Source organism: Streptomyces sp. NPDC059909, assembly GCF_042730885.1.
Lineage (GTDB): Bacteria > Actinomycetota > Actinomycetes > Streptomycetales > Streptomycetaceae > Streptomyces.
In genome coordinates this window covers 227,001-251,817 of record NZ_JBHWKX010000003.1, presented here as the reverse complement: position 1 = coordinate 251,817, position 24,817 = coordinate 227,001, and the positions used below count along the sequence as shown (strand labels likewise).

Sequence of the window (24,817 nt, the reverse complement as noted above, 5' to 3'; positions counted from 1 at the left end):
CGCCCCTTCCCGAACCGGGGGCGAGCCCCCAGCCCCCCGAGCGTGATCGGTACCGCCTGGTGGGCCCGCGTGTCCGTCCCTCAAACGCCGGACGGGCCCGAAGGGCGCCCAGCAAACGGCTCCGGGCCGGGGCGGGGAGGGGAGGGGAGGAGGCCCGCGCAGGCGCCACCGCCATCCGCAGGGAACGCCGAAGGGCGGGCCTTTGGCCCGCCCTTCGACTGCCGCCCGTTGGGGCACGGGGCACACGGGGCGCCGCACGCGGTCAACTCCCGGCCCCGCCGGAGGCGTTATACGTCCAGCGACGTCATCACGTGCTTGATGCGCGTGTAGTCGTCGAAGCCGTACGCCGACAGGTCCTTGCCGTAGCCCGACTTCTTGAAGCCGCCGTGCGGCATCTCGGCCACCAGCGGGATGTGCGTGTTGATCCACACGCACCCGAAGTCCAGCGCCTTGGACATCCGCATCGCCCGCGCGTGGTCCTTCGTCCACACCGACGACGCCAGCGCGTACTCCACGCCGTTCGCGTAGTCGAGCGCCTGCTCCTCGTCGCGGAAGGACTGGACCGTGATGACCGGGCCGAAGACCTCGTTCTGGATGATCTCGTCGTCCTGCTTGAGGCCGGACACGACGGTCGGGGCGTAGAAGTAGCCCTTGTCACCGACCTGGTGACCGCCGGCCTCCACCTTCGCGTGCGCCGGCAGGCGGTCGATGAAGCCGGCGACCTGCTTCAGCTGGTTGGCGTTGTTCAGCGGCCCGTAGAGCACGTCCGCGTCGTCCGGCTGACCGGTCTTCGTGTCCTTCGCGGCCTTGGCGAGCGCCGCCACGAACTCGTCGTGGATCGACTCGTGCACGAGCACACGCGTTGCCGCCGTACAGTCCTGGCCCGCGTTGAAGAAGCCCGCCACCGAGATGTCCTCGACGGCCTTCGCGATGTCGGTGTCCTCGAAGACGACGACCGGCGCCTTGCCGCCCAGCTCCAGGTGGACGCGCTTGACGTCCTTCGCCGCGGACTCGGCGACCTGCATGCCGGCGCGCACCGAACCCGTGATGGACGCCATCGCCGGGGTCGGGTGCTCGACCATCATGCGGCCCGTGTCGCGGTCGCCGCACAGGACGTTGAAGACACCCTTGGGCACGATGGAGCCGATGATCTCGGCGATCAGGACGGTGGACGCCGGGGTGGTGTCCGAGGGCTTCAGCACGACCGTGTTGCCCGCGGCGAGCGCCGGCGCGAACTTCCACACCGCCATCATCATCGGGTAGTTCCACGGCGCGACCTGCGCGCAGACGCCGACCGGCTCGCGGCGGACGATGGAGGTCATGCCCTCCATGTACTCACCGGCCGAACGGCCCTCGAGCATCCGGGCCGCACCCGCGAAGAAGCGGATCTGGTCGACCATGGGCGGGATCTCTTCGGTGCGGGTGAGCTCCAGCGGCTTGCCGGTGTTCTCCGACTCGGCCGCGATCAGCTCCTCGGCCCGCTCCTCGAACGCGTCCGCGATCTTCAGCAGTACCTTCTGGCGCTCCGCCGGCGTGGTGTCGCGCCAGGCCGGGAAGGCCGCGGCGGCGGCGGCCATGGCGGCGTCGACGTCCGCCTGACCGGAGAGCGGTGAGGTCGCGTACACCTCGCCCGTGGCCGGGTTGACCACCTCGATGGTCCGCCCGTCCGCGGCGTCCCGGAACTCTCCGTCGATGTAGTTGCGCAGACGACGCAGTTCGGTGGTCACAGCCACCCCTCCTCAGATGTCCGATGGGTGAGACACCCCAACCCTACGTCGCCCAGGCTAGCCCGCCAGGCGACGCTTTCGACAGGCCTGACCCCCGTCGACTTCGAAATCGGTGAGATTTCTTCCCGAGAACAACGAATTTCATCGCTGACGGGTTGCGGGATCGACGAGTCCGGTGCACAGTGTGCTCGTGGCCAGCCGAAGCACAGACTCCAGGACCGGGAGCGGATCGTCCCCGACGATCGATGCCGTCTCCCTGGCGATCATCGAGCAGTTGCAGGAGGACGGACGCCGTCCGTACGCCGCTATAGGCAAGGCCGTCGGCCTTTCCGAAGCGGCCGTCCGGCAGCGCGTCCAGAAGCTGCTCGACCAAGGCGTGATGCAGATCGTCGCCGTCACCGACCCGCTCACCGTGGGTCTGCGGCGCCAGGCGATGGTCGGGATCAACGTCGAGGGCGACCTGGACCCGGTGGCCGACGCGCTGACTGCCATGCCCGAGTGCGAGTACGTCGTCATGACGGCGGGCTCGTTCGACCTCATGGTGGAGATCGTCTGCGAGGACGACGACCACCTGCTTGAAGTGATCAACCGACGCATCCGCACCCTCCCCGGTGTGCGCTCCACCGAGAGCTTCGTCTACCTCAAGCTCAAGAAGCAGACCTATATGTGGGGAACCCGATAGCCGTGAGCAAGGACCTCTCCAAGACCGCCTACGACCACCTGTGGATGCACTTCACCCGCATGTCGTCGTACGAGAACTCGCCCGTACCCACCATCGTGCGTGGTGAGGGCACCTACATCTACGACGACAAGGGCAAGCGCTACCTCGACGGCCTCGCGGGCCTGTTCGTGGTGCAGGCCGGCCACGGCCGCAGGGAACTGGCCGAGGTCGCCGCCAAGCAGGCCGAGCAGCTCGCGTTCTTCCCCGTCTGGTCGTACGCCCACCCGCAGGCGGTGGAGCTGGCCGAGCGGCTCGCCAACGAAGCCCCGGGCGACCTGAACAAGGTCTTCTTCACCACGGGCGGCGGTGAGGCGGTCGAGACCGCATGGAAGCTCGCCAAGCAGTACTTCAAGCTCGTGGGCAAGCCGACCAAGTACAAGGTCATCTCGCGTGCGGTCGCCTACCACGGCACCCCGCAGGGCGCCCTGTCCATCACCGGCCTGCCGGGCCTGAAGGCCCCGTTCGAGCCGCTGGTGCCCGGTGCGCACAAGGTGCCGAACACCAACATCTACCGCGCCCCGCTGTACGGCGACGACCCGGAGGCCTTCGGCCGCTGGGCCGCCGACCAGATCGAGCAGCAGATCCTCTTCGAAGGCCCCGACACCGTCGCCGCGGTCTTCCTCGAGCCCGTGCAGAACGCGGGTGGCTGCTTCCCGCCGCCGCCCGGCTACTTCCAGCGGGTCCGCGAGATCTGCGACCAGTACGACGTGCTGCTCGTCTCCGACGAGGTCATCTGTGCCTTCGGCCGCCTCGGCACGACGTTCGCCTGTGACAAGTTCGGCTACGTGCCGGACATGATCACCTGCGCCAAGGGCATGACCTCGGGCTACTCCCCGATCGGTGCCTGCATCGTCTCCGACCGGCTCGCCGAGCCGTTCTACAAGGGCGACAACACCTTCCTGCACGGCTACACCTTCGGTGGCCACCCGGTCTCCGCGGCCGTCGGCATCGCCAACCTCGACCTGTTCGAGCGCGAGAAGATCAACCAGCACGTGCTCGACAACGAGGGCGCGTTCCTGCGCACGCTGCAGAAGCTGCACGACCTGCCGATCGTCGGCGACGTCCGCGGCAACGGCTTCTTCTACGGCATCGAGCTCGTGAAGGACAAGAACACCAAGGAGTCCTTCAACGAGGAGGAGACCGAGCGCGTCCTGTACGGCTTCCTCTCCAAGGCCCTGTTCGACGCCGGTCTGTACTGCCGCGCCGACGACCGGGGCGACCCGGTCGTCCAGCTGGCCCCGCCGCTGATCGCCGACCAGTCCACCTTCGACGAGATCGAGCAGATCCTGCGCTCGGTCCTCACGGAGGCCTGGGCCAAGCTGTAGGCGACGAGGCTGCCGGCAACGACTGCCGGTCATCCGCTCATCGGCTTCTCGCGGCCCGGATGCACCCCTTCGAGTGAGAGGGGGGCGTCCGGGCCGCGTGCTGTCCGCACACCCGGTTCCGAGTCCCTACGGTGCTGTGACCGATCGGCCCCGACCTCGTTCCCCCGTACGGGGGAACGGAACAACGGATCTGAACCGAGGTGTACGCCATGGTGGTGGCCCCGCCGGACAACGATGTGCTCTGGGCGCGCTCCCTGCACCACTCCCTGGGCGGCTCGCCGGCCCTGTGCGGAGTCTCCCTCGGTGTGCGCGAAGGCGAGATCCTCGCCGTGAACGGCCCGCGCGGCTGCGGAAAGACCACGCTGCTGCGCTGCCTGTCGGGCCAGCTCGTCCCGGAGGAGGGCGAGGTGTGGTTCAACAGCAGCCCCGTCCACACCATGCGGGCTCCCGCCCGCGAGCGACTGCGCCGCGACCGCTTCGGCTGGATCGGCCCCGAGCCGCAGCTGGTCCCCGAGCTGAACGCGTGGGAGAACGCCGCCCTGCCGCTGCTGCTGCGCGGCTCGTCCCACCGGGCCGCCCGGGCCACCGCCATGGAGTGGCTGGAGCGGCTCGATATCGGCGCGTGCGCGCGCAAGCGCCCCCGCGTGCTGCTCCAGGCCCAGCGGCAGCGGATCGCCCTCGCCCGCGCGCTCGTCACCACGCCCGCGGTGGTCTTCGCCGACGAGCCCACCGCCGCGCTGCACCAGAGCGACCGCGTCCAGGTGCTGCGTACGCTCACCACCGCGGCGCGCTCGCACCGCATCACCCTCGTCATCGCCGGCCACGACGCGGAGGTGGCGTCGCTCGCCGACCGCACGGTGTCGCTGGTCGACGGACGGCGCATCAGCTCCGCCCACGGTTCCGACGCGGAAGGCCGGGCCGCGTGCTCGCTCTCCGTCTGACCCGCGGCTCCCACCCGCTGGTCCTGCTGCGCCGGCTGATGGTCGCCGCGGCTTCGGCCGGCGTCGGCTTCCTGCTGCTGTGCACGCTGGCGGAAGCGGCGGCGCAGACGGAGCCCACCCCCGGGCCACTGCTGCGGCTGCTGTGGTGTCTGGTGCCGCTCGCCGCGACCGTGCACCTCGCGGTCGCCGTGGCGCGTACGGACCCGAGCACCCGGCCCCGGCCGGGGCTCTCCGCCGTCGGTCTGGGGCCCGTACGGCTCACCGCCCTGGCCGCGGTGTCGACGGCCGTGTCGTGCACGCTCGGGAGCATGGTGGCCCTGCTGGTCTTCCTCCATCTACGGGGCGATCTGACCGGACTGCCGATCGACGGGGCGGCCGCCGAGCAGCTCTCCGCCGGTGCGCCCCTGCCTCTGGGCGCCGCGCTCACCCTCCTGTCGCTCGTACCGCTGGCCGGGGCGGGGGCGGCGGCGCTCGCGCTGCGCCCGCGCCGTACCAAGCCCGGCGAGGAAGCCGAGGACGGACATGACGGGCGCCGGTCCGGAGCCGCGCCCGGCGGGCTCCCGTGGGGCGTCGCGCTCACCGCGGCGGGCATCGCGGTCGAGGCGTACGCGGGCGAAGGCGTGCTGGGCGCTGTCGCCGGCGGCGCGGGGGATCCTCCCGCCGGGGTGCTGCTGGGCTGGACGCTGACCGCGCTGGGGCTCGCGATGGCGGGCCCGGGCATCGTGCATCTGTGCGGGCGCGTGGTGCAGGCCGTCCGTCCCGGGGCGGTACGGCTGCTCGCGGGCCGGGCGCTGATGGACGACGCGGCCCGCATCGGGCGGCCGCTCGGGGTCGTCTGCGCGGTGGCGTCCGCCCTGATCGCCGCGGCGGCGCTCTCCGGCGGCGGGCAAGGACCGCGGCCCTTCGGCGAGTTGACCGGACTCGGGGCCACACTGGTCCTGGCCTGTACGGCGGCGACGCTGCTCACCTCGGCCCTGGAGGCCAAGCACACCCGCGAGGCCAGACAGACCGGACTGCTGGACCTCGGCACCCCCGTGTCCTTCCTCCGGGCGTCCGTGGTGCTGCGCACGGTGGTGCTGCTTGCGGTCTTCGCCCCGCTCACCTGGGCGGTGGCGGAGCTCGCGGCGCTGCCGCTGCGCCGCTGACCCGGCCACGGCGGCGGGTGGGCAGGGCCCTATCGTGGGCGCATGGTGCACGGACACAGGCGCAGGCTGGGGTCGTCGTTCGACGACGACCGCGAGATCGAGACCCTTGAGGAGTTCGACCAGGTGGTCGCGCGGCGCGGCACCCTCGCCGGGCACCGCGTCCAGTCGGTCGACCTGACGGCACGCACCTTCGCCCTGCTCTCCGCCGACACCACCGGTGCGATGTTCTTCGGCTGTCCCATGGAGCCCGACGCCGCCACGAAGGTCCGCTCGGACGGTGCGCTCGTCTTCCCGCCCATACCGGATCTGCCGTTCGATCCGTACCGCGGGCTTCTGTACTCCCCCGACGAGCTGTTCGACGGTCTTGCCGACGGCGGTTACGAGGGCACGACCGACGCCCTCGCGTACGAGTGGTTCCAGCAGACCAAGGCCGACCGCGACATCTACGCCTCGATGCTGCGCTCGATCCACGACGACGCCGTTTCGGACGCCCTCGACGAACTCCTGAACGGTGCACGGGTCGTGGGCGTGATGGGCGGCCACGCGATGCACCGCGGCACCGACGCCTACGCCGGCGCCGCCCGGCTCGGCCGGGCTCTGGCCCGTACCGGCCTGACCGTTGCGACGGGCGGCGGCCCCGGCGCGATGGAGGCCGCGAACCTGGGCGCGTACGCGTCGGCGCACAGCGACGAGATGCTCGACGAGGCCCTCGAACTCCTCGCCAAGGCCCCCTCGTTCACCCCGTCCGTCACCGAATGGGCGGCCGCCGCCTTCGAGATCCGCTGGCGCTGGCCGCAGGGCGGCGACTCGATCGGCATCCCCACCTGGTTCTACGGCCACGAGCCGCCGAATCCGTTCGCGGGTCACATCGCCAAGTACTTCGCCAACGCCACCCGCGAGGACGGCCTCCTCGCCCGCTGCAACGCCGGGGTGGTCTTCCTCCCGGGGGCGGCAGGCACGGTCCAGGAGATCTTCGACAACGCGACCCCGAACTACTACGAGTCGCGTGGCGAGCCCACCCCCATGGTGCTGGTGAACCGCGCCCACTGGACCGAGAAGCTCCCGGCATGGTCCCTCCTCCGCTCCCTGGCCGCGAGCCGCTCCATGGAGTCCCGGATCGCCCTGGTCGACTCGGTGGACGAGGTCCCGGAGGCGCTGGCCCGGCTGACGCCTGGCGCGTAGGCCCCTGCGGGGGGCCGCCCCGCCCTTCCCCAGTGTCGATGTGCGCTCCGCCTCGTGGGCCCGCCGCAGGCGCCCCGCGGACGTCAGCCCTCGGCAGCCGCCAGCGCCACCACATCCTCGGCGTCGAAAGCAACGCCGACCTCCGCCCCCACCTCGGGCACGTCCTTCAGCCCGCACTCCGCCTCCAGCGCAGGCGCGTCGGAGGGCCTCAGCCGTACGGCCACGTGATGGCCTCGGAAGGTGAGCGACTCGACCACGCACGGCAGGCCCTCGTCCGCCGCCCCGAGCCGCACCGCCGCCGGACGGACCAGCAGCCGGCAGGCGCCCTGCGGGGAACCGGGCGGGACGGGGATCTTGCCCCAGGGGGTGTCGGCGGCCTCGCCGGTCACCGTCGCGGGCACCACGTTGTCGAAGCCGAGGAAGCGGGCGACGAACTCGGAGGCGGGCCACTGCCACACCTCGCGCGGGGTGCCGCTCTGGGCGATCCGGCCGTCGCGCATGACGACGACCCGGTCGGCGAGCGCGAAGGCCTCGCCCTGGTCGTGGGTGACGGCGAGCACGGTCGTACCCAACTGCCCGAAGAGCTCGCGCAGTTCGACGACGAGCCGCTCCCTGAGCGTCCGGTCGAGCTGTCCGAGTGGCTCGTCGAGCATCAGCAGCCGGGGGCGGGGAGCGAGCGCGCGGGCGAGGGCGACGCGCTGCTGCTCACCGCCGGAGAGCGCGGCGACGGACCGCTTCCCGGCACCGGGCAGCCCGACGAGTTCGAGCAACTCCTCGACGCGGCGCCGCTGTTCCGCCTTCGGTACGCCGTGCATGCGCAGACCGAAGGCGACATTGCCGCCGACGTCGCGCTGCGGGAACAGCTGGTGGTCCTGGAACATCAGGCCGACCCCGCGCCGGTGCACCGGCACGCCCGCCTGGTCGGCGCCGCCGAGCAGGACCCGCCCTGCGGCCAGCGGCTGGAGTCCGGCCACGGCCCGCAGCAGCGTCGACTTGCCGCTGCCGCTGGGGCCCAGCACGCAGACGATCTCGTGGTCGGCGACCTCCAGGTCCACGGCGTCGAGCGCCGCCCGCCGCCCGAACCGTACGGTCGCGTCGTCCAGCGTCAGCATCAGAACTCCCCTGCGGAACGGTCGGGCCGGATACGTTCGAGCAGCAGCAGAGCCGCCGCGCAGACCAGCATGAGGATGGTCGAAAGGGCCATCGCCTGCCCGTAGTTGAGTGCGCCGGGGCGGCCCAGCAGCCGCGCCACGGCCACCGGCAGCGTGGGATTGTCCGGCCGGGCGATGAAGACGGTCGCCCCGAACTCACCGAGCGAGACGGCGAAGGCGAAGCCCGCGGCGACGAGCAGCGCCCGGCGCACCATCGGCAGATCGACCTCGCGCCACGCGCGCAGCGGCGACGCGCCCAGCACGGCCGCCGCCTCACGCAGCCGTGAGTCGACCGCCCGCAGCACGGGCAGCATGGTCCGCACCACGAACGGCACCCCGACCAGGGCCTGCGCGAGCGGCACCAGGATCCATGACGTGCGCAGGTCGAGCGGCGGCTCGTCGAGCGTGATGAGGAAGCCGAAGCCGACGGTGACGGCGGAGACGCCGAGCGGCAGCATCAGCAGCGCGTCGAAGCCCCGCACCAGCCGGCCGGCCTTGCGGGTGAGGGCCGCGGCCGCCAGTCCGCCGATCAGCAGGGCGATGGCGGTGGCGGCGAGCGCGTACTGCAGGGAGTTCCACACCGCCTCCAGCGGCGGTACGAGGAACGTGCCGCCGCTCGCCTCGGCGGACTGCAGGGCCTCGTAGAAGGCGAAGCCGTAGCCGCCGGCCCCGGCGCTCACGGCGAAGGAGCGCTCGACCAGCACACCGAGCGGCGCCAGGATCAGCAGGACGACGGTGGCCAGTACGGCCGCGAGCAGCGACCACTGGCCCGCTCCGCGCGGCCGGTGTGCGGTCAGCGCGGGATCGACGAGCTTCAGGGCGGTCTCGCGCCGGCGTACGGTCCACGCGTGCACAGCGAGGATCGCCATGACCGCAGCGAACTGAACCAGCGTCAGCACGGCGGCCGTCGACAGGTCGAGCCGGACGGCGGTCTGCCGGTAGATCTCGACCTCGACCGTGGAGTACGCGGGTCCGCCCAGGATCTGTACGACACCGAAGGAGGTGAAGGTGAAGAGGAACACCATCAGCGCGGCGGCGGCCACGGCCGGGGTCAGCGCGGGAAGGGTGACGCGCCGCCAGGCGGCGAACCGGCCCGCGCCGAGGACCCGTGCCGCCTCCTCCTGGCGCGGGTCGAACTGCGCCCACAGGCCGCCCACGGTCCTTACGACGACCGCGTAGTTGAAGAAGACATGGGCGAGGAGGATCGCCCAGACGGTCGTGTCGAGGCGTACGCCCCACAGCTCGTCGAGCAGTCCGCCGCGTCCCAGCAGCGCGAGGAAGGCGGTGCCGACGACCACGGTCGGCAGCACGAACGGCACGGTGACGACCGCGCGCAGCAGCTGCTTCCCGGGGAAGTCGAAGCGGGCGAAGACATATGCGCCGGGGAGCGCGAGCAGCAGCGTGAGCCCGGTGGAGGCGAGCGCCTGCCACGCCGTGAACCAGACGACGTCCAGCACGTCCGGCCGGCCGAGCACCTGGCCGATCCGGCCGAACTGCCAGACACCCTCCGCCGTGAGCCCGCGGCCGACGATCGCGGTCACGGGATAGGCGAAGAAGACCGCGAAGAACGCGACGGGCACGGCCATCAGGGCGAGCCGCGCCGCGTTCCCGCGGAGTGTGCTGCGTGCTTCGGGACGCCTGTCCGGGTCGGAACGCCTGGTTACTTCAGGACGAGCGAGGACCACGACTGGATCCACTGGTCACGGTTGTCGGCGATCTTCTTCGGCTCCATGGTCTGCGGCTTGTCGACCACGGCACCGAACTCGGTGAAGAGCTCGGGCACCTCGGCTTCGTTCACCACCGGGTTCACGAACATGTTGAGCGGCATGTCCTCCTGGAACTTCTTGCTGATCAGGAAGTCCAGCAGGGCCTTGCCGCCCGCCTCGTTCTTCGCACCCTTCAGCAGGCCCGCGGCCTCGGTCTGGCGGAAGCAGGTGCCGGTGGCGACACCGGTCGGCGCCTCCTTGGGCTGCGGCTTGGCGTAAAGCACCTCGACCGGCGGGCTGGAGGCGTACGAGACGACGAGCGGCCGGTCGCCCTTGGCCTCCTTGCCGCCCGCGGAGCCCGAGAACTCCTGGTTGTAGGCGAGTTCCCAGCTGTCGACGACCTTCACGCCGTTCGTCTTCAGCTTCTTCCAGTAGTCCTGCCAGCCCTCGTCGCCGTACGCGGCGGCCGTGCCGAGGAGGAAGCCGAGACCGGGTGACGAGCGCTCGGCGTTCTCGACCACCAGGAGGTTCTTGTAGACCGGCTTCGCCAGGTCGTCGAGGGTCTGCGGCGGGGCGAGCTTCTTGTCGGCGAAGTACGCCTTGTCGTAGTTGACGCAGATGTCGCCGGTGTCGACCGGCGTGACCCGGTGTTCGTCCTTGTCGAGCTGGACGGCAGCGGGGACCCGGTCCAGGCCCTTGGCCTCGTACGGCGTGAAGAGGCCGTTGTCGAGGGCCCGCGAGAGGGTGGTGTTGTCGACGCCGAAGAACACGTCGCCCTGCGGGGAGCCCTTGGTGAGGACCTCCTTGTTGAGGGCTTCGACGGCGTCACCGCTCTTCAGCACCTTGACCGTGTACCCGGTCTGCCGGGTGAACTCCTCGAGCACCGCCGGGGTGGCGTTGAACGAGTCGTGGCTGACGAGCGTCACGGTCTTCGACGCCTTGCCGGAGTCCGAGCCGGACGACGCGTCCGTCGACTCCCCGCCGCAGGCCGCGAGCGTGCTGATGCCGAGCGCGGCGGCCACGGCCGTGACCGTGATCTTCTTGGTGGTGCTCACTGACATGTCCTCCTGGGGGTGACCAGGAAGAGACGCGGCCCTGCCCGGGTCCCGTGAACGGGAGCCGGGCAGGGCGCAACAGCTTGAGTCTCGTCCGAACTTCCTACCCCGAATGACCGGGGCGAGGTTCAGAGGGTCTGCGGTCTGACGGTCACCGCACTCTCAGCGCTGTGGCGCTCCCCTGTCGGAATATGCAAATGTTCGAGCCCAGGTTACACGGGGGTCAGCGCTCGGAAGCCGCGAGCTGTCCGCATGCTCCGTCGATCTCCTGACCGCGTGTGTCCCGAACGGTCACGGGCACTCCGTGGGCGGCGATCGCCTCGACGAACGCCTTCTCGTCCTCCGGGCGGGAGGCCGTCCACTTCGATCCCGGCGTCGGGTTGAGCGGGATGAGGTTGACGTGCACCCGCTTGCCCTTGAGGAGCCGGCCGAGCAGGTCACCGCGCCACGCCTGGTCGTTGATGTCGCGGATCAGGGCGTACTCGATGGAGATCCGCCGGCCGGACTTCTCCGCGTACTCCCAGGCGGCGTCCAGCACCTCCCGCACCTTCCAGCGCGTGTTCACCGGCACGAGGGTGTCGCGCAGCTCGTCGTCCGGGGCGTGCAGGGAGACGGCGAGACGGCACTTGAAGCCCTCGTCGGCGAACCGGTGCATCGCCGGGACCAGACCCACGGTCGAGACGGTGATCCCGCGCTGCGAGATGCCGAGGCCGTCCGGCTCGGGGTCGGTGAGCCGGCGGATGGCGCCGACGACCCGCTTGTAGTTGGCGAGCGGCTCACCCATGCCCATGAAGACGATGTTGCTGAGCCGGGCGGGTCCGCCGGGGACCTCCCCGTCGCGCAGGGCCCGCATGCCGTCCACGATCTGGTGCACGATCTCGGCGGTCGAGAGATTGCGGTCCAGCCCCGCCTGACCGGTGGCGCAGAACGGGCAGTTCATGCCACAGCCGGCCTGCGAGGAGATGCACATCGTCACCCGGTCCGGGTAGCGCATCAGGACCGACTCGACGAGCGTCCCGTCGTGCAGCCGCCACAGCGTCTTGCGGGTCGTGTCCTCGTCACAGGAGATGTGCCGGACGACGGACATCAGATCGGGCAGCAACTCCGACGCGAGCCGCTCGCGCGCGGCCGCCGGGATGTCGGTCCACTGCGCGGGGTCGTGCGCGTACCGCGCGAAGTAGTGCTGCGACAACTGCTTGGCGCGGAACGGCTTCTCGCCGATCGCGGCGACGGCCTCCTTGCGCTCGGCGGGCGTGAGGTCGGCGAGGTGCCGCGGGGGCTTCTTGGCTCCGCGGGGGGCGACGAAAGTGAGTTCTCCGGGCTTGGGCATGGTTCATCCAGTGTCGCAGACGGAATCCGGTGACCTGCGGCCGCTGATATTGGGGGTGGGCGTCACCGGTCGTCGCAGGTGGCTGCCGGGCGCCCTCGGACGGCCCGGAGACGGCCCGGCAGGGTGAGCGTTCTGGCTGGCCAGAGCGGTAACGAGCGGTCCCGGGCCCGACCGGCTGCTGCGCCCGCGCCAGAACCTGTGAAGCGCAGCACCCCTCTCTCGGGAAGGACGTTGCCGCTCGGGCCCCATCCAGCCCTAGAATCGAACTTGTGTCCGAACAAGTGTCGCGCCTGGAACGCCTGCGCAGTGTCCGCCAGTGGCTGGCCTGGCAGCTGCGCCGCACTGACGAGACGATCGCGGATCTGGAGCGACAGGAGGTGGCGGCCGCACGTGCAGCGCGCACGCCGCCCCCGCCTCAACCTGGGTGGAAACTCGCGATGCGGCGAGCAGGCGGCACGTCCACCCCCGACGCCGTCCACACGAGCGACTGCGGCATGGCCGGCTGGCACACGAAGCCGCTGGCGCGCGAGCAGGCCCTCCGCGCCATCACCGAGGACGGCATCGCAGCGTGCCCGTACTGCCGCCCCGACACCGATCTCGGTGTGCTGTGAACGGTGACCCGTCGCAGCCTGATGACGCAGGCACTGCACCGATCCTCGTCCACCGCGCCACGGCCGCCGGCGGCCGCCGGGTGACAATCCGCACCCGGATCGTCGGCCTCGCCCACAGCGACGCCGACCTGATCGAGTTCCTGCGCCGCGCAGGCCTGCCGGACGCGTGGGAACTGCTGGACGACCCGCACTGGGTGGAATGGCAGGGCGGGCGACCGCACGACTACGGCACGGACTGACCCCTCCGGCGAACCGATCGGCCCTTGAAACGATCTCGTCGCCCTGGCTGAGGCCCGGTGGCCCCGAGGGTCGATCGGGTGTCGACGCACGCCGGGGCCGGGCGACGTGGTCGCTGAAAGGGCAATGGCCCGGGAACTGGAGAGTTCCCGGGCCATTGCTGGGCGGATCAGCCCTTACGACGAGGGGCCCGCCGCCCTGTGGCGACGAGCCCCTGCACCGGGAAGGACCAGCTCAGCCGGACCCTACGAACACGACGAACAGCAACCACACCACCGGCGCGGTCGGCAGCAGCGAGTCCAGCCGGTCCATGATCCCGCCGTGCCCCGGCAGCAGCGTGCCCATGTCCTTGATCCCGAGGTCCCGCTTGATCATCGACTCGCCGAGGTCGCCCAGGGTCGCGCTGACCGCGACCGCGAGGCCGAGCAGCACACCCTGCCACCAGGTGCCGCCGTCGATCAGCAGCGGCATGCAGAGCACGCCCGCCGCCATGCCGAACGTCACCGCTCCGACGAGGCCCTCGCGGGTCTTCCCGGGGCTGATGCGCGGCGCGAGCTTGTGCTTGCCGAAGCGCCAGCCGATCGCATAGGCGCCGGTGTCGCTGACCACGGTCAGCAGCAGGAAGGTGAACACGCGCTGCGGCCCGTCGTCGGCGGTGAGCATCATCGCGACGAACGTGGCGAGGAACGGTACGTAGAACGCGGCGAAGAGGCCTGCCGTGACGTCCTTGAGGTAGCCCTCGGGCGGTTCGGTCATGCGCCAGACCAGCACGGCCAGCGCGGTGAGCGCCATGGCGACCCACGCGCCCTCGGCGCCCCGGACGTAGCCGGCCACGACCATCGCCGCGCCGCCCACCGCGAGCGGCACCAGAGGGGCCTTGATGCCCTTGCGCTCGTCGAGCCGCGAGGTCAGCTCCCACAGGCCGACGACCACGGCGACGGCGATGACGCCGACGAACACCGCCTTGACGACGAAGAGAGATGCGATGATCACGGCGCCGAGCCCGACGCCGACGCCTATGGCGGCCCGCAGATCCCGGCCGGCGCGCTTCTTCTGCGGCGGCTGTGAGGGCTGCGGCGACTCCGGCGGCTCGGACGCCGCAGGCGGCGGAGGGGTGGGCATGGGCTCCTGCGGCATCTCGTCGCGGAACAGGGGGCCACTCCATCGAGCGGCCCCCCGGTCGCGGTCGTCGCGGTGATCGCGGTCTTCTGCGTCTCTACCTGCGTCGGGAACGTCCGGCTCCGGCACGATGGGCACGGGCCGAGTGTGCTGGGCGCCATGCTCATCGTAAGCGGGACCCGCCGGGGCGGCCCCCTGGTCGGGCGGCCCCCAGTGACCGGGGCTGTAACCCGCGCTCGGCGGGGCCCCCCAGGAAGAGTCGTTCATCAGACCTCGAGCAGCTCGGCTTCCTTGTGCTTGAGCAGCTCGTCCACCTGCGCCACGTACTTCGCGGTGGTGTCGTCGAGCTCCTTCTCCGCGCGACGGCCCTCGTCCTCGCCGACCTCGCCGTCCTTGATCAGCTTGTCGATGGCCTCCTTGGCCTTGCGGCGCACGGAGCGGATCGAGATCTTGGCGTCCTCGGCCTTGCCCTTGGCGACCTTGATGAACTCCTTGCGGCGCTCCTCGGTCAGCTCGGGGAACACCACCCGGATGATGTTGCCGTCGTTGCTCGGGTTGACGCCCAGGTCCGAGTCCCTGATCGCCTGCTCGATGTTGCGCAGCGCGCTCTTGTCGAACGGGGTCACCACGGCCATCCGCGGCTCGGGCACCGAGAACGAGGCGAGCTGGTTGATCGGCGTCAGCGCACCGTAGTAGTCGGCCACGATCTTGTTGAACATCGCCGGGTGCGCACGCCCGGTGCGGATCGCGGCGAAGTCCTCCTTGGCGACCACGACGGCCTTCTCCATCTTCTCCTCGGCCTCGAGGAGGGTCTCTTCGATCACCACTTGCTCCTGCGTGTCTTGAGTAGGCCCGGCGTGTACGCGTGTCGGTCAGCTTGGCGCTTGCGAGTCCACGTGACGAATACGAGTACGAGGCCGGCGAATCTTGGCGGCGCGTTCCCCTGCACGGTGTCCGACCGGCAGGGCTTTGTCCATCCCCACTGGGGGCTAGCGGGCGTTCGTCCGGATCAGGCCCGGGTGCCCTGGGCGCTCACGAGCGTGCCGATCTTCTCACCCCGGACCGCCCGCGCGATATTGCCCGCGGCGAGCAGTTCGAAGACGAGGATGGGCAGATCGTTGTCGCGGCAGAGGGTGATGGCGGTGGCGTCGGCAACCTTGAGGTTGCGGGCGAGCACCTCGCCGTACTCCAGCGCGTCGAACTTCACGGCGTCCGGGTTGGCCTTGGGGTCGGAGTCGTAGACCCCGTCGACCCCGTTCTTGCCCATGAGGAGGGCCTCGGCGTCGATCTCCAGGGCGCGCTGGGCCGCGGTGGTGTCGGTGGAGAAGTACGGCATGCCCATACCGGCGCCGAAGATGACGACGCGGCCCTTCTCCAGGTGGCGCACCGCCCGCAGCGGGATGTACGGCTCAGCGACCTGCCCCATGGTGATGGCGGTCTGGACTCGTGAGTCGATGCCCTCCTTCTCCAGGAAGTCCTGGAGGGCGAGGCAGTTCATGACCGTACCGAGCATGCCCATGTAGTCGGAGCGGGCCCGGTCCATGCCGCGCTGCTGCAGTTCCGCGCCACGGAAGAAGTTGCCGCCGCCGATGACGACCGCGATCTCCGCGCCGTCACGGACGACCGCGGCGATCTCGCGGGCGATGGCGTGTACGACGTCGGGATCGACGCCCAGGCCCGTACCACCGGAGAAGGCTTCACCGGACAGCTTCAGCATGAAGCGGCCGGCCTTCTTGCCGGTGTGGTCGCTCTTGTCGTCGGCTGCCGGGTTGGCGTCCGCGCCCTTGTTCATGGAGATCTCCTCGTGCACATACGAAGAAGGCCACTGCCGGTGGGTGCTGGTGTCCCTGCGGCAATGGCCTCCTCGTCTGATCTGCGGTCGTCCGACGTCTACGCGGCCGACGACTGCTGGGAAACCCTAGCGGGCTCCCGTGTCGATCGCGTACCGGCTCAGATGCCGACCTTGATGCGCGAGAAGCGCTTCAGGGTGACACCGGCCTCGTCCAGGATCTGCTGGACGGACTTCTTGTTGTCGAGCGCGTAGGGCTGGCCAAGGAGGGTGGCCTCCTTGAAGAAGCCGTTGACACGACCCTCGACGATCTTCGGGAGGGCGGCCTCGGGCTTGCCCTCGGCGCGCGTGGTCTCCTCGGCGACGCGACGCTCGGACTCGACGACCTCGGCCGGAACGTCCTCACGGGAGAGGTACTTCGGCGCGAAGGCGGCGATGTGCTGCGCGACGCCCTTGGCGATCTCGGCGTTCGGCTTGTCGAGCTCGACGAGAACACCGATCTGCGGGGGCAGGTCCGGCATGGTGCGGTGCATGTACGCCGTGACGTAGGCGCCGGAGAACTGCGCGAAGCGGTCCAGGACGATCTTCTCGCCGAGGTTGGCGTTGGCCTCGTCCACGTACGCCTGGACGGTCTTGCCGGGCTCGATCTCGGAGGCGAGCAGCGCCTCGACGTCCGCCGGGTTGGTCTTGGCGACGTGGGTGGCCAGAGCGCCCGCGACGGCCTGGAACTTCTCACCCTTGGCGACGAAGTCCGTCTCGCACTTCAGCTCGAGGATGACACCGGAGGTGTTGTCCTCGGCGATCAGGGAGACGACGGCGCCGTTCTCGGCGGAGCGGCCCTCGCGCTTGGCCACACCCTTCTGGCCCTTGATGCGCAGCGCCTCGACGGCCTTGTCGACGTTGCCCTCGGCCTCGTCGAGCGCCTTCTTGCAGTCCATCATGCCCGCGCCGGTGAGCTCGCGGAGCTTCTTAACGTCAGCGGCGGTGTAGTTCGCCATGTCTGTGAATCTCTCTGAAGTCGAAGAGTCGAACGATCTACGGGCCGACGGCGGGGGCTTCATGGGCCCCCGCCGTCAACTTCCGAACCTGGGGTGTCAGGCCTGCTCGGCGTCCGCAGCCGGAGCCTCGGCCGGGGCCTCGGCAGCAGCCTCGGCCGGCTTCTCGGCCTCGGCGGCCGGGGTCTCGTCGGCCTTCTTCTCGCCCTCGAGCAGGTCGCGCTCCCACTCGGCCAGCGGCTCGCCCGCGGCCTTGTCGCCCGGCTTCGAGTCACCGGCGGCAACGCCGGAGCGGGCGATGAGGCCCTCGGCGACGGCGTCGGCGATCACGCGGGTGAGCAGCGTGACGGAGCGGATCGCGTCGTCGTTGCCCGGGATCTTGTAGTCGACCTCGTCGGGGTCGCAGTTGGTGTCGAGGATCGCGACGACCGGGATGTGGAGCTTGCGCGCCTCACCGACGGCGATGTGCTCCTTCTTGGTGTCGACGATCCAGACGGCGCTCGGCACCTTCTGCATCTCGCGGATACCGCCGAGGGTCTTCTCCAGCTTGGCCTTCTCGCGCGAGAGGACCAGGAGCTCCTTCTTGGTGAGGCCGGAGGCGGCCACGTCCTCGAAGTCGATCGCCTCGAGCTCCTTCAGACGCTGAAGGCGCTTGTAGACGGTGGAGAAGTTGGTGAGCATGCCGCCGAGCCAGCGCTGGTTGACGTAGGGCATGCCCACGCGGGTCGCCTGCTCGGCGATAGCCTCCTGCGCCTGCTTCTTGGTACCGATGAACATGATGGAGCCGCCGTGCGCGACGGTCTCCTTGACGAACTCGTAGGCGCGGTCGATGTACGACAGCGACTGGAGCAGGTCGATGATGTAGATGCCGTTGCGCTCGGTGAAGATGAAGCGCTTCATCTTCGGGTTCCAGCGACGGGTCTGGTGACCGAAGTGGACGCCGCTCTCCAGCAGCTCCCGCATCGTGACGACGGCCATGGCCGTATCTCCTTGAGTTTCTCGGTTGTGTCCTGACGCCCCGACGCGCCTGCCACAAGGGACCGAGGAGCGCGGCCACCGACCAAGGTTGAGGGTGGTGGCGGGGCGTGCGAAGTCGACCCGGTGACCCGGATCGCCAGAAGAAGTGTACGGGACCGGCGCAGTGCCGGGTGACGGCGCTGTCCACAACCGGCCGGTTGTCCACAGATCCGGACCATGATCAGCGGATTGGGGCGGTGGTGCGGCACGGTCCTGAGCCATGAAACGTGTTGTGAGGTGTGTACGTGGCGTGAGGCACGTAGGGGGCGGGGTGAGGCGCGTACGGGACGGGGTGCGGCGCGTACGTGGCGAGAGACGCGTACGTACCGTGCCGCCCACACGTGCCGTGACGTTGGCCGTCATCGCGGTGGCGGCGTTGCTGGTGCTGCTGCCGGGAGGGGTGGCGTGGGCGGGCACATGGCCGGTGGGGCCGCCGCGGCCTGCTGTGGTCCGGGGCTGGGAGCCGCCGGCCGCGCCGTACGGGCGGGGGCACCGCGGTGTGGATCTGGCGGCGCCGCCGGGCGCGGAGGTACGGGCGGCCGCGGCGGGCCGGGTGTCGTTCGCGGGGGTGGTGGCGGGCCGCGGGGTCCTCTCCATCACCCTGTCGGGCACGGGCAAGCCTCCCTTGCGCACGACGTACGAGCCCGTGCGCCCGCTGGTCCGCCCGGGCACCGAGGTGACCGCGGGCCAGGTGGTGGCCGTCGTGTCGGAGGGCCCGTCCCACTGTCCGCAGGGCTGTGTGCACTGGGGTCTGCGCCGCGGGGACGCCTACCTCGATCCGCTGTCGCTGCTGTCGCCCTCCCAGCTGCGCCGTGGCCCGTCCCGGCTGCTCCCGGTCTTCGGGGTGCCGGTGCCGGTGGCGCAGTCGCCGCCAGGGCCGAGGCACGCGGTTGAGGCCCTGGCCACGGGGGCGGGGTCGGCCCAGGCGCCGGCGCTGGCGGTGGCCGCGGCGGCGGTCTGGTTGCGCCGGCCCCGTCGGCGCACCGGCGGGCGCGAGGACGCGGGGGCGCGACGGACAGGCCGGGTAGTGGCGCGAATCCGCCCTCGGTGTCCGACGGCCAGGCCGGCGGATGCCGGCACGAGCGCCCGGTCGCTCGAGCGCCGCAGCGCGGGGCGGGCCGCACAACACCGGCTCCGCCGCCCAGGTGACCCCGGTGGACCCAGTCGTCACGGAGGCGAAGCTGGCCTACAGGGCACCGGCGTCCGCGCCCGTGACCCCGGTGGTCACTCCCCGCGGACGCCCCGGAGCGCCATCCCCACCGCGGCCTCGGCGATGTCGGAGGGGTCCTCCGCCGCGCCGAGCTCGATGCGGCGGACAGCGGCGTCGACGACGCCTTGGAGGAGCATCGCGGCGAGGCGAGGCTGCTGGTGGCCGAGCTCTCCGAGGGCCTCGACGATCATCGCGACGAGGCCGCCGTGCGCCGCGCGGATCTTCTCGCGGGCACCGGCGTCGAGCTCGCTCGCGGAGATCGCGACTACGGCCCGGTGGCGCCGGTCGCCGACGAGGTCGAGCTGCCGGCGGACATAGGCCTCGACCTTGCCCTCGGGCGTCCCGGCACGCTCCATGGCGGCTTCCACCTCCGCGGCCCAGACCGGGAAGTCGACGGCACACAGCTCTTCGACGACCGCGGCGCGCGAGCGGAAGTACTCGTACACGGAGGACCTGGCCAGGCCCGTGCGCTCTGCGAGGGCGGGGAAGGTCAGCGCTTCCGTACCGCCTTCGGACAGCAGGGAACGCGCGGCATCCAGCAGGGCGCCGCGCTGCATGGTCCGGTGCTCGGCCACGGAGGCCGCTCGAATCCTGGGCACGAATCCACTTTACGGGCGCTCCTCCGACGACGGAGGGGTGCGGGGACGATTCGGCATCCCCGGGGGCCACGTGTCAGCGGCCGACGTCCGCCAGCTTCGCCCTGAGCTGCAGCACCGACTTCGTGTGGATCTGGCTGACCCTGCTCTCCGTGACCCCGAGGACATTGCCGATCTCGGCAAGGGTGAGGCCTTCGTAGTAGTAGAGCGTGACAACCGTCTTCTCGCGGTCGGGGAGCGTGTTGATCGCGCGGGCGAGAAGCCGTCGCAGCTCCCGGTCCTCGGCGACCTCCACCGGGTTGTCCGCGGCGGTGTCCTCCAGCGTGTCCATCAAGCTGAGCCGGTCGCCGCCCTCCCCGCCGACGTGCAGGAGCTCCTCCAGGGCCACCACGTTCGCCAGGGACAACTGACTGAAGACCGAGTGCAGTTCCTCCAGACCGATGCCCATCTCCGCGGCGACCTCGCTCTCGGACGGGGTGCGCCGCAGTTGCGCCTCCAGCGTGGCGTAGGCGCGCTCGACTGCGCGTGCCTTCTGCCGGACGGACCGGGGGATCCAGTCCAGCGCCCGGAGTTCGTCGATCATGGCACCCCGGATGCGGGTGATCGCGTACGTCTCGAACTTGATCGACCGGTCGATGTCGAACTTCTCGATGGCATCGATCAGCCCGAACACCCCGGACGAGACGAAGTCCGCCTGCTCGACGTTGGACGGCAGCCCCACGCTCACCCGGCCCGCGACGTACTTCACCAGCGGTGAGTAGTGCAGGATCAGCTGCTCCCGCAGCCGCCCGTCGCCCGTGGCCTTGTACGACCGCCACAACTCGTCGAGCGACGAGGGGGCGGGCGGCCGCACGGCGCCACGTGCAGCTGAGGGCACTGCCGCGCGGTCAGACCCGGAGGTGTGCTGGGGCATGCGTTGCCTTGAGCCGTTCTGCTGTGGGTGAGGTGTGGGGGGACGGGTTTCCGGTCGGGTGGCTGGGCGGGGAACCTGGTGAGCGTAGCGTGACTGAGCTGTTGCGGTGCGCGAAGACCGGCGGATGGCGCCTGTGCAGGTTTGGCCCATCGACCACATCTTCGAACGAGGGCCGACGCCGTGTGCGCCGGCCCTCCGGGCGTCACCGGGGGAGTCGTGAAGGCCTTCGGCATCACCTTTTCACCCGAATGCGCCAGGTCAAGCACCGCCTCGCCGGGTGTTCGACGGGGGTATCGCGGACCTGACCAACTGCCAGCCGTCGCCGTGCCGTTCGACGAACCCCAGCGCCAGCAGTTCGTACAGCCTCCCGAGCGCCTCGTCCGTGGGGACTCCTGCTCGGCGGGCGATGTCGCGTCCGTGGATGACGCCATGCGCCGGGAGCGTCTCCAGGACCTGTGCCTCGGCGGGTCCGAGGAGGTCCCGGGGCAGCACCGGCCCGCGGCGCTCCGGGGCGAGGTCGCCGATGTCGCCGACCAGCTCCACGACTTCGTCGGCGTCGGTGACGAGCACCGCCTCACCCCGGAGGAGTTCATGCACGCCTGCCGAGAGTCCGCTGGTCACCGGCCCCGGAACGCCCATCGTCAAGCGGCCGAGGCGCTGCGCGGCGCGTGCAGTGACCAGCGAGCCGCTGCGGTATTCGGCCTCCACGACGACGGTGCCCCTGGTGAGAGCGGCGATGACGCGGTTCCGCAGGACGAACCGGCTGCGCGTCGGATGGCTGCCCGGCGGCAACTCCCCGATCACCAAGCCCTGTTCGGCGATGCGGCCGATCAACTCGGCGTGGGAGCGCGGGTAGACGACGTCGACCCCGCAGGCGAGCACCGCGATGGTCGCGCCGCCGGCGGCCAGGGCGCCTCGGTGAGCGGCGCCGTCGACGCCGTGCGCGCCGCCGGAGACGACGACCCAGCCGCGCTCGGCGAGTCCGGAGCCGAGACCCGTCGCCATATGGGCGCCGTACGGCGTGCAGGCCCGGGCGCCCACCACGGCAACCGACCGCAGCGCCCATTTCCGCAGGTCCGGGCCGCCCCGGACCCAGAGTCCGACGGGCCTCGCGTCGCCGAGATCGTCCAGCTGGCGCGGCCACTCAGGGTCGCCCGGACACAGGAAGCGCCCGCCGACCCCCGCCGCTGTCTCGAGATCGCGATCCGGGCGGGCCGCCGCCGCCCGTATCCGGTGGCCCTCGATGCGCCGCTCCCCCGCGCCGGGCAGCGTGCCTTCGGGGAATCGGGGTGCGGTCAGGCGCGCCATGAGCTCCACCGCGCCGTGCTCGCGCAGCCAGCGCCCACCATGTTCGTCACCCGGTTCGACGACCCCGGTCAACGCGGCGCGCGCCAGCCGCTCCTCGTTGTTGACGCCGCCGGCGGTCATGTGGGGCCCCCGCTCTTCCCGCCGATCCGGCACCGGCGGGGGCAATTCGGTGGTGCACCGGGCGACGCCACGCGGCCCAGCGCCGCCCGGTGCACCACCGCACTGCCCGTCCGCCCGGACCACATCCCGGGACCACCGGTGCTCCCGCTGCCGCCGTCGGTCACGGCGCTGCACCTGGCCGTGGCGCCGCGGCCGGTCACGGCGCCGCTCCCACCACCGTCGGGGCGCCCCTCGCAATGCCGGTGCGCAGTTGCAGGGCGAGGGCGACGTCGTCGACGGCGGGGCAGTCATGACCGGCGAGGTCGGCGATCGTCCAGGCGACGCGGAGGACGCGATCCATGCCTCGGGCGGTGAGCAGACCCCGCTCCATGTCCCGCTCCGCTGCGGCGAGCACGCCGGGTGCCGCCTGCCAGCGGGTGCGGAGCTCATGGCCGGGCACCTCGCTGTTGACGCTCCACGGGGTGCCCTCCAGGCGGGCGGCGGCCCTGGCCCTGGCCTCTCGGACCCGGTCGGCGACGGTCTCCGAGGTCTCCCCTCGTCCGCCCTGCCCCAGCAGATCGGAGCGGCTGACCGGATCCACCTCGACGCGTAGATCGACCCGGTCGAGCAGCGGCCCGGACAGCCGTGCCTGGTAGCGCCGGATCGCCGACGACGGGCATTCGCACCCGGCGCCGTTCAGCGTGTGCCGCCCGCACGGGCACGGGTTCGCCGCGAGGACCATCAGGAAGCGGGCCGGCAGCCGGACCACTCCCGCGCTCCGCGCCACGATCACATGCCCGGACTCCAGTGGCTGGCGCAGCGCGTCCAGTGCCTTGGCGGAGAACTCCGGGGCCTCGTCCAGAAAGAGCACCCCTCGGTGGGCCAGTGACACCGCTCCGGGCCTCGGCAGTCCCTGGCCGCCGCCGACGAGGGACTGCATCGTCGCCGAGTGGTGGGGGGCGCAGTACGGCGCCGTACGCACCAGGGGCTCGCCGGGCGGCAGGATGCCCGCGACCGAGTGGACCGCGGTGACTTCGAGGGACTCCTGCCGGGTCAGCGGTGGCAGCAAGCCCGGCAGCCGCTCCGCGAGCATCGTCTTGCCCGCGCCCGGCGGGCCCTGCAGCAGCAGATGGTGGGCTCCGGCCGCCGCGACCTCCAGGGCGGTGCGGGCAGCGTGCTGGCCTGCCACGTCCGCGAGGTCCGGCCACTGGTTCTGCCCGTCACCGGCTGCCGCGCCCGGCGCGAGCCCTGTGCCGACCCCGGCTCCCGGCACGAGGAGGCCGGCGAGCATGGCGTCCGGCCGGCCTTCGCCGTCCGGCTCCTCCTCGGGCACCGGCTCATCGTTCAGCACGGCGATCAGCTGGCGCAGGCTGCGCACGCCCAGGACGGAGACGCCCGGCACCAGCGAAGCCTCCCCCGCCGTCTGCTCGGGAACGACCACCTGCCGGTAGCCCGCCTCGGCAGCCGCGAGGACCGCGGGCAGCACGCCGCGCACCGGCCGCGCCCTGCCGTCGAGCCCCAGCTCCCCGATGAGCACGAGATCGGCGATCGCCCTCGGATCGATACGCTCCGCCGCGCCGAGCACGGCGCAGGCGACGGCCAGGTCGAAACCGCTCCCTCCCTTGGGCACGAAGGCCGGGCTGAGCCCCACCGTGAGTTTCTTCTGCGGCCATTCGGCGTCGGAGTTGACCACGGCCGCCCTGACCCTGTCCCGGCTCTCCACCAGGCTCTTGTCGGGCAGTCCCACGAGAGCGAAGGTCGCGACGCCGGGCTCCAGGTCGGCCTGGACCTCGACCACCACGCCTTCGACGCCGACCAGGGCCACCGAGCACGTGCGCGCGAATCCCATCAGGCCACCCCCCGCGCGTGCTCGACGCGAGGCGCGCCTCTCCGGGGGACGACCACTCCGACGAGATCGATCCGCACTCCGCCCGGCGGGGGTCCGCCGTGGCGCTCCAGCCAGCAAGCGGCCAGCCGTCTCAGCCGGTCCGCCTTGGCGGGCGTGACCGCGGCCATCGGGTGCTCGAAGGCCCCCGTCCCCGGCGGGGCGCCCCTGCGGGTCTTCACCTCGCAGACGACCACCGCATCGCCGTCCCGGGCGACGATGTCGATCTCGCCGGCCCGTCCACACCGCCAGTTCCGTGCCAGCACGGCCATTCCGGCTTCGGTGAGCCGACGTGCCGCCAGCTCCTCGCCGTACCGCCCCAGTGCCCCCGTCGCGTTCATTTCGGCACCACCTCCGGCACCGACTCTGACGCGTCACACCCCAGCTTGTGGATCTTGGTGGACAACCCGTCCGTTGTGGATAACTCAGCCACCCGGAAGTTCGAGGTCGGTCTTGTTCAGCTCCTCGATGTTCACGTCCTTGAACGTGAGCACGCGGACCTGCTTGACGAACCTGGCCGGCCTGTACATGTCCCAGACCCAGGCGTCCGCCATCGAGACCTCGAAAAAGACCTCACCCTGGACCGAGTGCACCTGCATCTCGTAGTCATTGGTGAGATAGAAGCGACGCTCGGTCTCGATCACGTATTTGAACAGACCGACGACGTCGCGGTACTCCCGGTAGAGCTTCAGCTCCATCTCGGTCTCGTACTTCTCGAGGTCCTCGGCGCTCATGGCATGTTCCCCTTCAGCCGT

General features: G+C 71.1%; 23 protein-coding genes, 1 pseudogene and 1 riboswitch. Of the genes and pseudogenes, 8 read left to right on the top strand and 16 right to left on the bottom strand.

Annotated elements, in window-relative coordinates; translation table 11 throughout:
- Nucleotides 1-287: 287 nt before the first annotated feature.
- Nucleotides 288-1,727 carry a gamma-aminobutyraldehyde dehydrogenase gene (locus ACFV9O_RS04835; protein ID WP_385412298.1) on the bottom strand — a complete coding sequence of 480 codons (1,440 nt, stop codon included), beginning with the start codon at nucleotides 1,725-1,727 and terminating at the stop codon, nucleotides 288-290.
- Between the two features lie 190 nt (nucleotides 1,728-1,917).
- On the opposite strand from ACFV9O_RS04835, the gene ACFV9O_RS04830 reads away from it, so the two are divergent.
- The 5 genes from ACFV9O_RS04830 (at nucleotide 1,918) to ACFV9O_RS04810 (ending at nucleotide 7,041) form a co-directional block, all read left to right on the top strand.
- Nucleotides 1,918-2,409, top strand: coding sequence for an Lrp/AsnC family transcriptional regulator (locus tag ACFV9O_RS04830; RefSeq protein WP_385412296.1), 492 nt, complete (start codon nucleotides 1,918-1,920; stop codon nucleotides 2,407-2,409).
- On the top strand, nucleotides 2,394-3,773 hold the full coding sequence (locus ACFV9O_RS04825) for an aspartate aminotransferase family protein (protein ID WP_385412293.1): 1,380 nt from the start codon (nucleotides 2,394-2,396) through the stop codon (nucleotides 3,771-3,773). Before ACFV9O_RS04830 ends, ACFV9O_RS04825 begins: the two co-directional genes overlap by 16 nt.
- A gap of 212 nt (nucleotides 3,774-3,985) precedes the next feature.
- Nucleotides 3,986-4,714: an ABC transporter ATP-binding protein gene (locus ACFV9O_RS04820; protein ID WP_385412509.1), complete on the top strand. Its 729-nt coding sequence runs from the start codon at nucleotides 3,986-3,988 to the stop codon at nucleotides 4,712-4,714.
- Entirely contained in the window at nucleotides 4,696-5,859 is a 1,164-nt protein-coding gene (locus ACFV9O_RS04815) for a hypothetical protein (protein WP_385412290.1), read from the top strand. The genes ACFV9O_RS04820 and ACFV9O_RS04815 overlap by 19 nt, the downstream gene beginning before the upstream one ends.
- 42 nt (nucleotides 5,860-5,901) lie before the next feature.
- On the top strand, nucleotides 5,902-7,041 hold the full coding sequence (locus tag ACFV9O_RS04810) for an LOG family protein (RefSeq protein WP_385412288.1): 1,140 nt from the start codon (nucleotides 5,902-5,904) through the stop codon (nucleotides 7,039-7,041).
- Between the two features lie 83 nt (nucleotides 7,042-7,124).
- Here ACFV9O_RS04810 and ACFV9O_RS04805 read toward each other — a convergent pair whose 3' ends face one another.
- The 4 genes from ACFV9O_RS04805 to rlmN all read right to left on the bottom strand — a co-directional run bounded on the left by ACFV9O_RS04805 (nucleotide 7,125) and on the right by rlmN (nucleotide 12,283).
- Nucleotides 7,125-8,153 carry an ABC transporter ATP-binding protein gene (locus ACFV9O_RS04805; RefSeq protein WP_385412285.1) on the bottom strand — a complete coding sequence of 343 codons (1,029 nt, stop codon included), beginning with the start codon at nucleotides 8,151-8,153 and terminating at the stop codon, nucleotides 7,125-7,127.
- Nucleotides 8,153-9,778: an ABC transporter permease gene (locus ACFV9O_RS04800; RefSeq protein ID WP_385412283.1), complete on the bottom strand. Its 1,626-nt coding sequence runs from the start codon at nucleotides 9,776-9,778 to the stop codon at nucleotides 8,153-8,155. The genes ACFV9O_RS04805 and ACFV9O_RS04800 overlap by 1 nt, the downstream gene beginning before the upstream one ends.
- A 74-nt stretch (nucleotides 9,779-9,852) precedes the next feature.
- A complete protein-coding gene (locus ACFV9O_RS04795; RefSeq protein WP_385412281.1) occupies nucleotides 9,853-10,953 on the bottom strand; it encodes a thiamine ABC transporter substrate binding subunit in 1,101 nt (366 codons plus the stop codon).
- A gap of 82 nt (nucleotides 10,954-11,035) precedes the next feature.
- Nucleotides 11,036-11,146: riboswitch (TPP riboswitch) on the bottom strand.
- Nucleotides 11,147-11,176: 30 nt separating this feature from the next.
- On the bottom strand, nucleotides 11,177-12,283 hold the full coding sequence (gene rlmN, locus ACFV9O_RS04790) for a 23S rRNA (adenine(2503)-C(2))-methyltransferase RlmN (RefSeq protein ID WP_385412278.1): 1,107 nt from the start codon (nucleotides 12,281-12,283) through the stop codon (nucleotides 11,177-11,179).
- 269 nt (nucleotides 12,284-12,552) lie between these two features.
- Between rlmN and ACFV9O_RS04785 the strand changes: the two genes are divergently transcribed.
- Both ACFV9O_RS04785 and ACFV9O_RS04780 read left to right on the top strand, forming a co-directional pair.
- Entirely contained in the window at nucleotides 12,553-12,894 is a 342-nt protein-coding gene (locus tag ACFV9O_RS04785; protein WP_385412276.1) for a DUF6233 domain-containing protein, read from the top strand.
- A 41-nt stretch (nucleotides 12,895-12,935) separates the two neighbouring features.
- Nucleotides 12,936-13,133 (top strand): hypothetical protein, encoded by a 198-nt coding sequence (locus tag ACFV9O_RS04780; protein ID WP_385412505.1) that lies wholly within the window; start codon nucleotides 12,936-12,938, stop codon nucleotides 13,131-13,133.
- Between the two features lie 232 nt (nucleotides 13,134-13,365).
- Here the strand turns inward: ACFV9O_RS04780 and ACFV9O_RS04775 are convergent, their stop codons facing one another.
- From ACFV9O_RS04775 to rpsB, 5 genes are all read right to left on the bottom strand, one after another.
- The gene (locus tag ACFV9O_RS04775; protein WP_385412274.1) at nucleotides 13,366-14,517 is read right to left on the bottom strand and encodes a phosphatidate cytidylyltransferase; all 1,152 of its coding nucleotides are present in this window, start codon (nucleotides 14,515-14,517) and stop codon (nucleotides 13,366-13,368) included.
- Complete coding sequence (frr, locus tag ACFV9O_RS04770; RefSeq protein WP_385412271.1) at nucleotides 14,517-15,074, bottom strand: ribosome recycling factor; 558 nt, start codon at nucleotides 15,072-15,074, stop codon at nucleotides 14,517-14,519. The genes ACFV9O_RS04775 and frr overlap by 1 nt, the downstream gene beginning before the upstream one ends.
- A gap of 185 nt (nucleotides 15,075-15,259) precedes the next feature.
- Nucleotides 15,260-16,042: a UMP kinase gene (gene pyrH, locus ACFV9O_RS04765; RefSeq protein ID WP_385412269.1), complete on the bottom strand. Its 783-nt coding sequence runs from the start codon at nucleotides 16,040-16,042 to the stop codon at nucleotides 15,260-15,262.
- 158 nt (nucleotides 16,043-16,200) lie between these two features.
- On the bottom strand, nucleotides 16,201-17,037 hold the full coding sequence (gene tsf, locus ACFV9O_RS04760) for a translation elongation factor Ts (RefSeq protein ID WP_385412266.1): 837 nt from the start codon (nucleotides 17,035-17,037) through the stop codon (nucleotides 16,201-16,203).
- A gap of 96 nt (nucleotides 17,038-17,133) precedes the next feature.
- Nucleotides 17,134-18,012, bottom strand: a complete 879-nt coding sequence (rpsB, locus tag ACFV9O_RS04755) for a 30S ribosomal protein S2 (protein WP_385412263.1) — start codon at nucleotides 18,010-18,012, stop codon at nucleotides 17,134-17,136.
- A gap of 448 nt (nucleotides 18,013-18,460) precedes the next feature.
- Here rpsB and ACFV9O_RS04750 point away from each other — a divergent pair.
- Nucleotides 18,461-18,913, top strand: a pseudogene (locus ACFV9O_RS04750) (murein hydrolase activator EnvC family protein); the annotation flags it as partial.
- A gap of 362 nt (nucleotides 18,914-19,275) precedes the next feature.
- On the opposite strand, the gene ACFV9O_RS04745 reads toward ACFV9O_RS04750, so the two are convergent.
- The 6 genes from ACFV9O_RS04745 to ACFV9O_RS04720 form a co-directional block, all read right to left on the bottom strand.
- Nucleotides 19,276-19,836 (bottom strand): TetR/AcrR family transcriptional regulator, encoded by a 561-nt coding sequence (locus ACFV9O_RS04745; RefSeq protein ID WP_385412502.1) that lies wholly within the window; start codon nucleotides 19,834-19,836, stop codon nucleotides 19,276-19,278.
- A gap of 97 nt (nucleotides 19,837-19,933) precedes the next feature.
- A complete protein-coding gene (whiG, locus tag ACFV9O_RS04740) occupies nucleotides 19,934-20,770 on the bottom strand; it encodes an RNA polymerase sigma factor WhiG (protein WP_385412261.1) in 837 nt (278 codons plus the stop codon).
- Between the two features lie 258 nt (nucleotides 20,771-21,028).
- A complete protein-coding gene (dprA, locus tag ACFV9O_RS04735) occupies nucleotides 21,029-22,198 on the bottom strand; it encodes a DNA-processing protein DprA (RefSeq protein WP_385412258.1) in 1,170 nt (389 codons plus the stop codon).
- A 196-nt stretch (nucleotides 22,199-22,394) separates the two neighbouring features.
- Nucleotides 22,395-24,026, bottom strand: a complete 1,632-nt coding sequence (locus tag ACFV9O_RS04730; RefSeq protein WP_385412255.1) for a YifB family Mg chelatase-like AAA ATPase — start codon at nucleotides 24,024-24,026, stop codon at nucleotides 22,395-22,397.
- Nucleotides 24,026-24,403, bottom strand: coding sequence for a YraN family protein (locus tag ACFV9O_RS04725; RefSeq protein ID WP_385412253.1), 378 nt, complete (start codon nucleotides 24,401-24,403; stop codon nucleotides 24,026-24,028). Before ACFV9O_RS04725 ends, ACFV9O_RS04730 begins: the two co-directional genes overlap by 1 nt.
- Before the next feature lie 84 nt (nucleotides 24,404-24,487).
- Nucleotides 24,488-24,796, bottom strand: a complete 309-nt coding sequence (locus ACFV9O_RS04720) for a DUF2469 domain-containing protein (RefSeq protein WP_008745401.1) — start codon at nucleotides 24,794-24,796, stop codon at nucleotides 24,488-24,490.
- Nucleotides 24,797-24,817: the final 21 nt, after the last annotated feature.

Excerpts from the sequence above, each read along its gene's own strand:
- ACFV9O_RS04810 (WP_385412288.1), top strand. The coding sequence starts at position 5,902 with ATGGTGCACGGACACAGGCGCAGGCTGGGGTCGTCGTTCGACGACGAC.
- rpsB (WP_385412263.1), bottom strand. The coding sequence starts at position 18,012 with ATGGCCGTCGTCACGATGCGGGAGCTGCTGGAGAGCGGCGTCCACTTC.
- ACFV9O_RS04730 (WP_385412255.1), bottom strand. The coding sequence starts at position 24,026 with ATGGGATTCGCGCGCACGTGCTCGGTGGCCCTGGTCGGCGTCGAAGGC.
- ACFV9O_RS04800 (WP_385412283.1), bottom strand. The coding sequence starts at position 9,778 with ATGGCCGTGCCCGTCGCGTTCTTCGCGGTCTTCTTCGCCTATCCCGTG.
- rlmN (WP_385412278.1), bottom strand. The coding sequence starts at position 12,283 with ATGCCCAAGCCCGGAGAACTCACTTTCGTCGCCCCCCGCGGAGCCAAG.
- ACFV9O_RS04725 (WP_385412253.1), bottom strand. The coding sequence starts at position 24,403 with ATGAACGCGACGGGGGCACTGGGGCGGTACGGCGAGGAGCTGGCGGCA.
- ACFV9O_RS04720 (WP_008745401.1), bottom strand. The coding sequence starts at position 24,796 with ATGAGCGCCGAGGACCTCGAGAAGTACGAGACCGAGATGGAGCTGAAG.
- dprA (WP_385412258.1), bottom strand. The coding sequence starts at position 22,198 with ATGACCGCCGGCGGCGTCAACAACGAGGAGCGGCTGGCGCGCGCCGCG.
- whiG (WP_385412261.1), bottom strand. The coding sequence starts at position 20,770 with ATGCCCCAGCACACCTCCGGGTCTGACCGCGCGGCAGTGCCCTCAGCT.
- ACFV9O_RS04805 (WP_385412285.1), bottom strand. The coding sequence starts at position 8,153 with ATGCTGACGCTGGACGACGCGACCGTACGGTTCGGGCGGCGGGCGGCG.
- ACFV9O_RS04775 (WP_385412274.1), bottom strand. The coding sequence starts at position 14,517 with ATGAACGACTCTTCCTGGGGGGCCCCGCCGAGCGCGGGTTACAGCCCC.
- pyrH (WP_385412269.1), bottom strand. The coding sequence starts at position 16,042 with ATGAACAAGGGCGCGGACGCCAACCCGGCAGCCGACGACAAGAGCGAC.
- tsf (WP_385412266.1), bottom strand. The coding sequence starts at position 17,037 with ATGGCGAACTACACCGCCGCTGACGTTAAGAAGCTCCGCGAGCTCACC.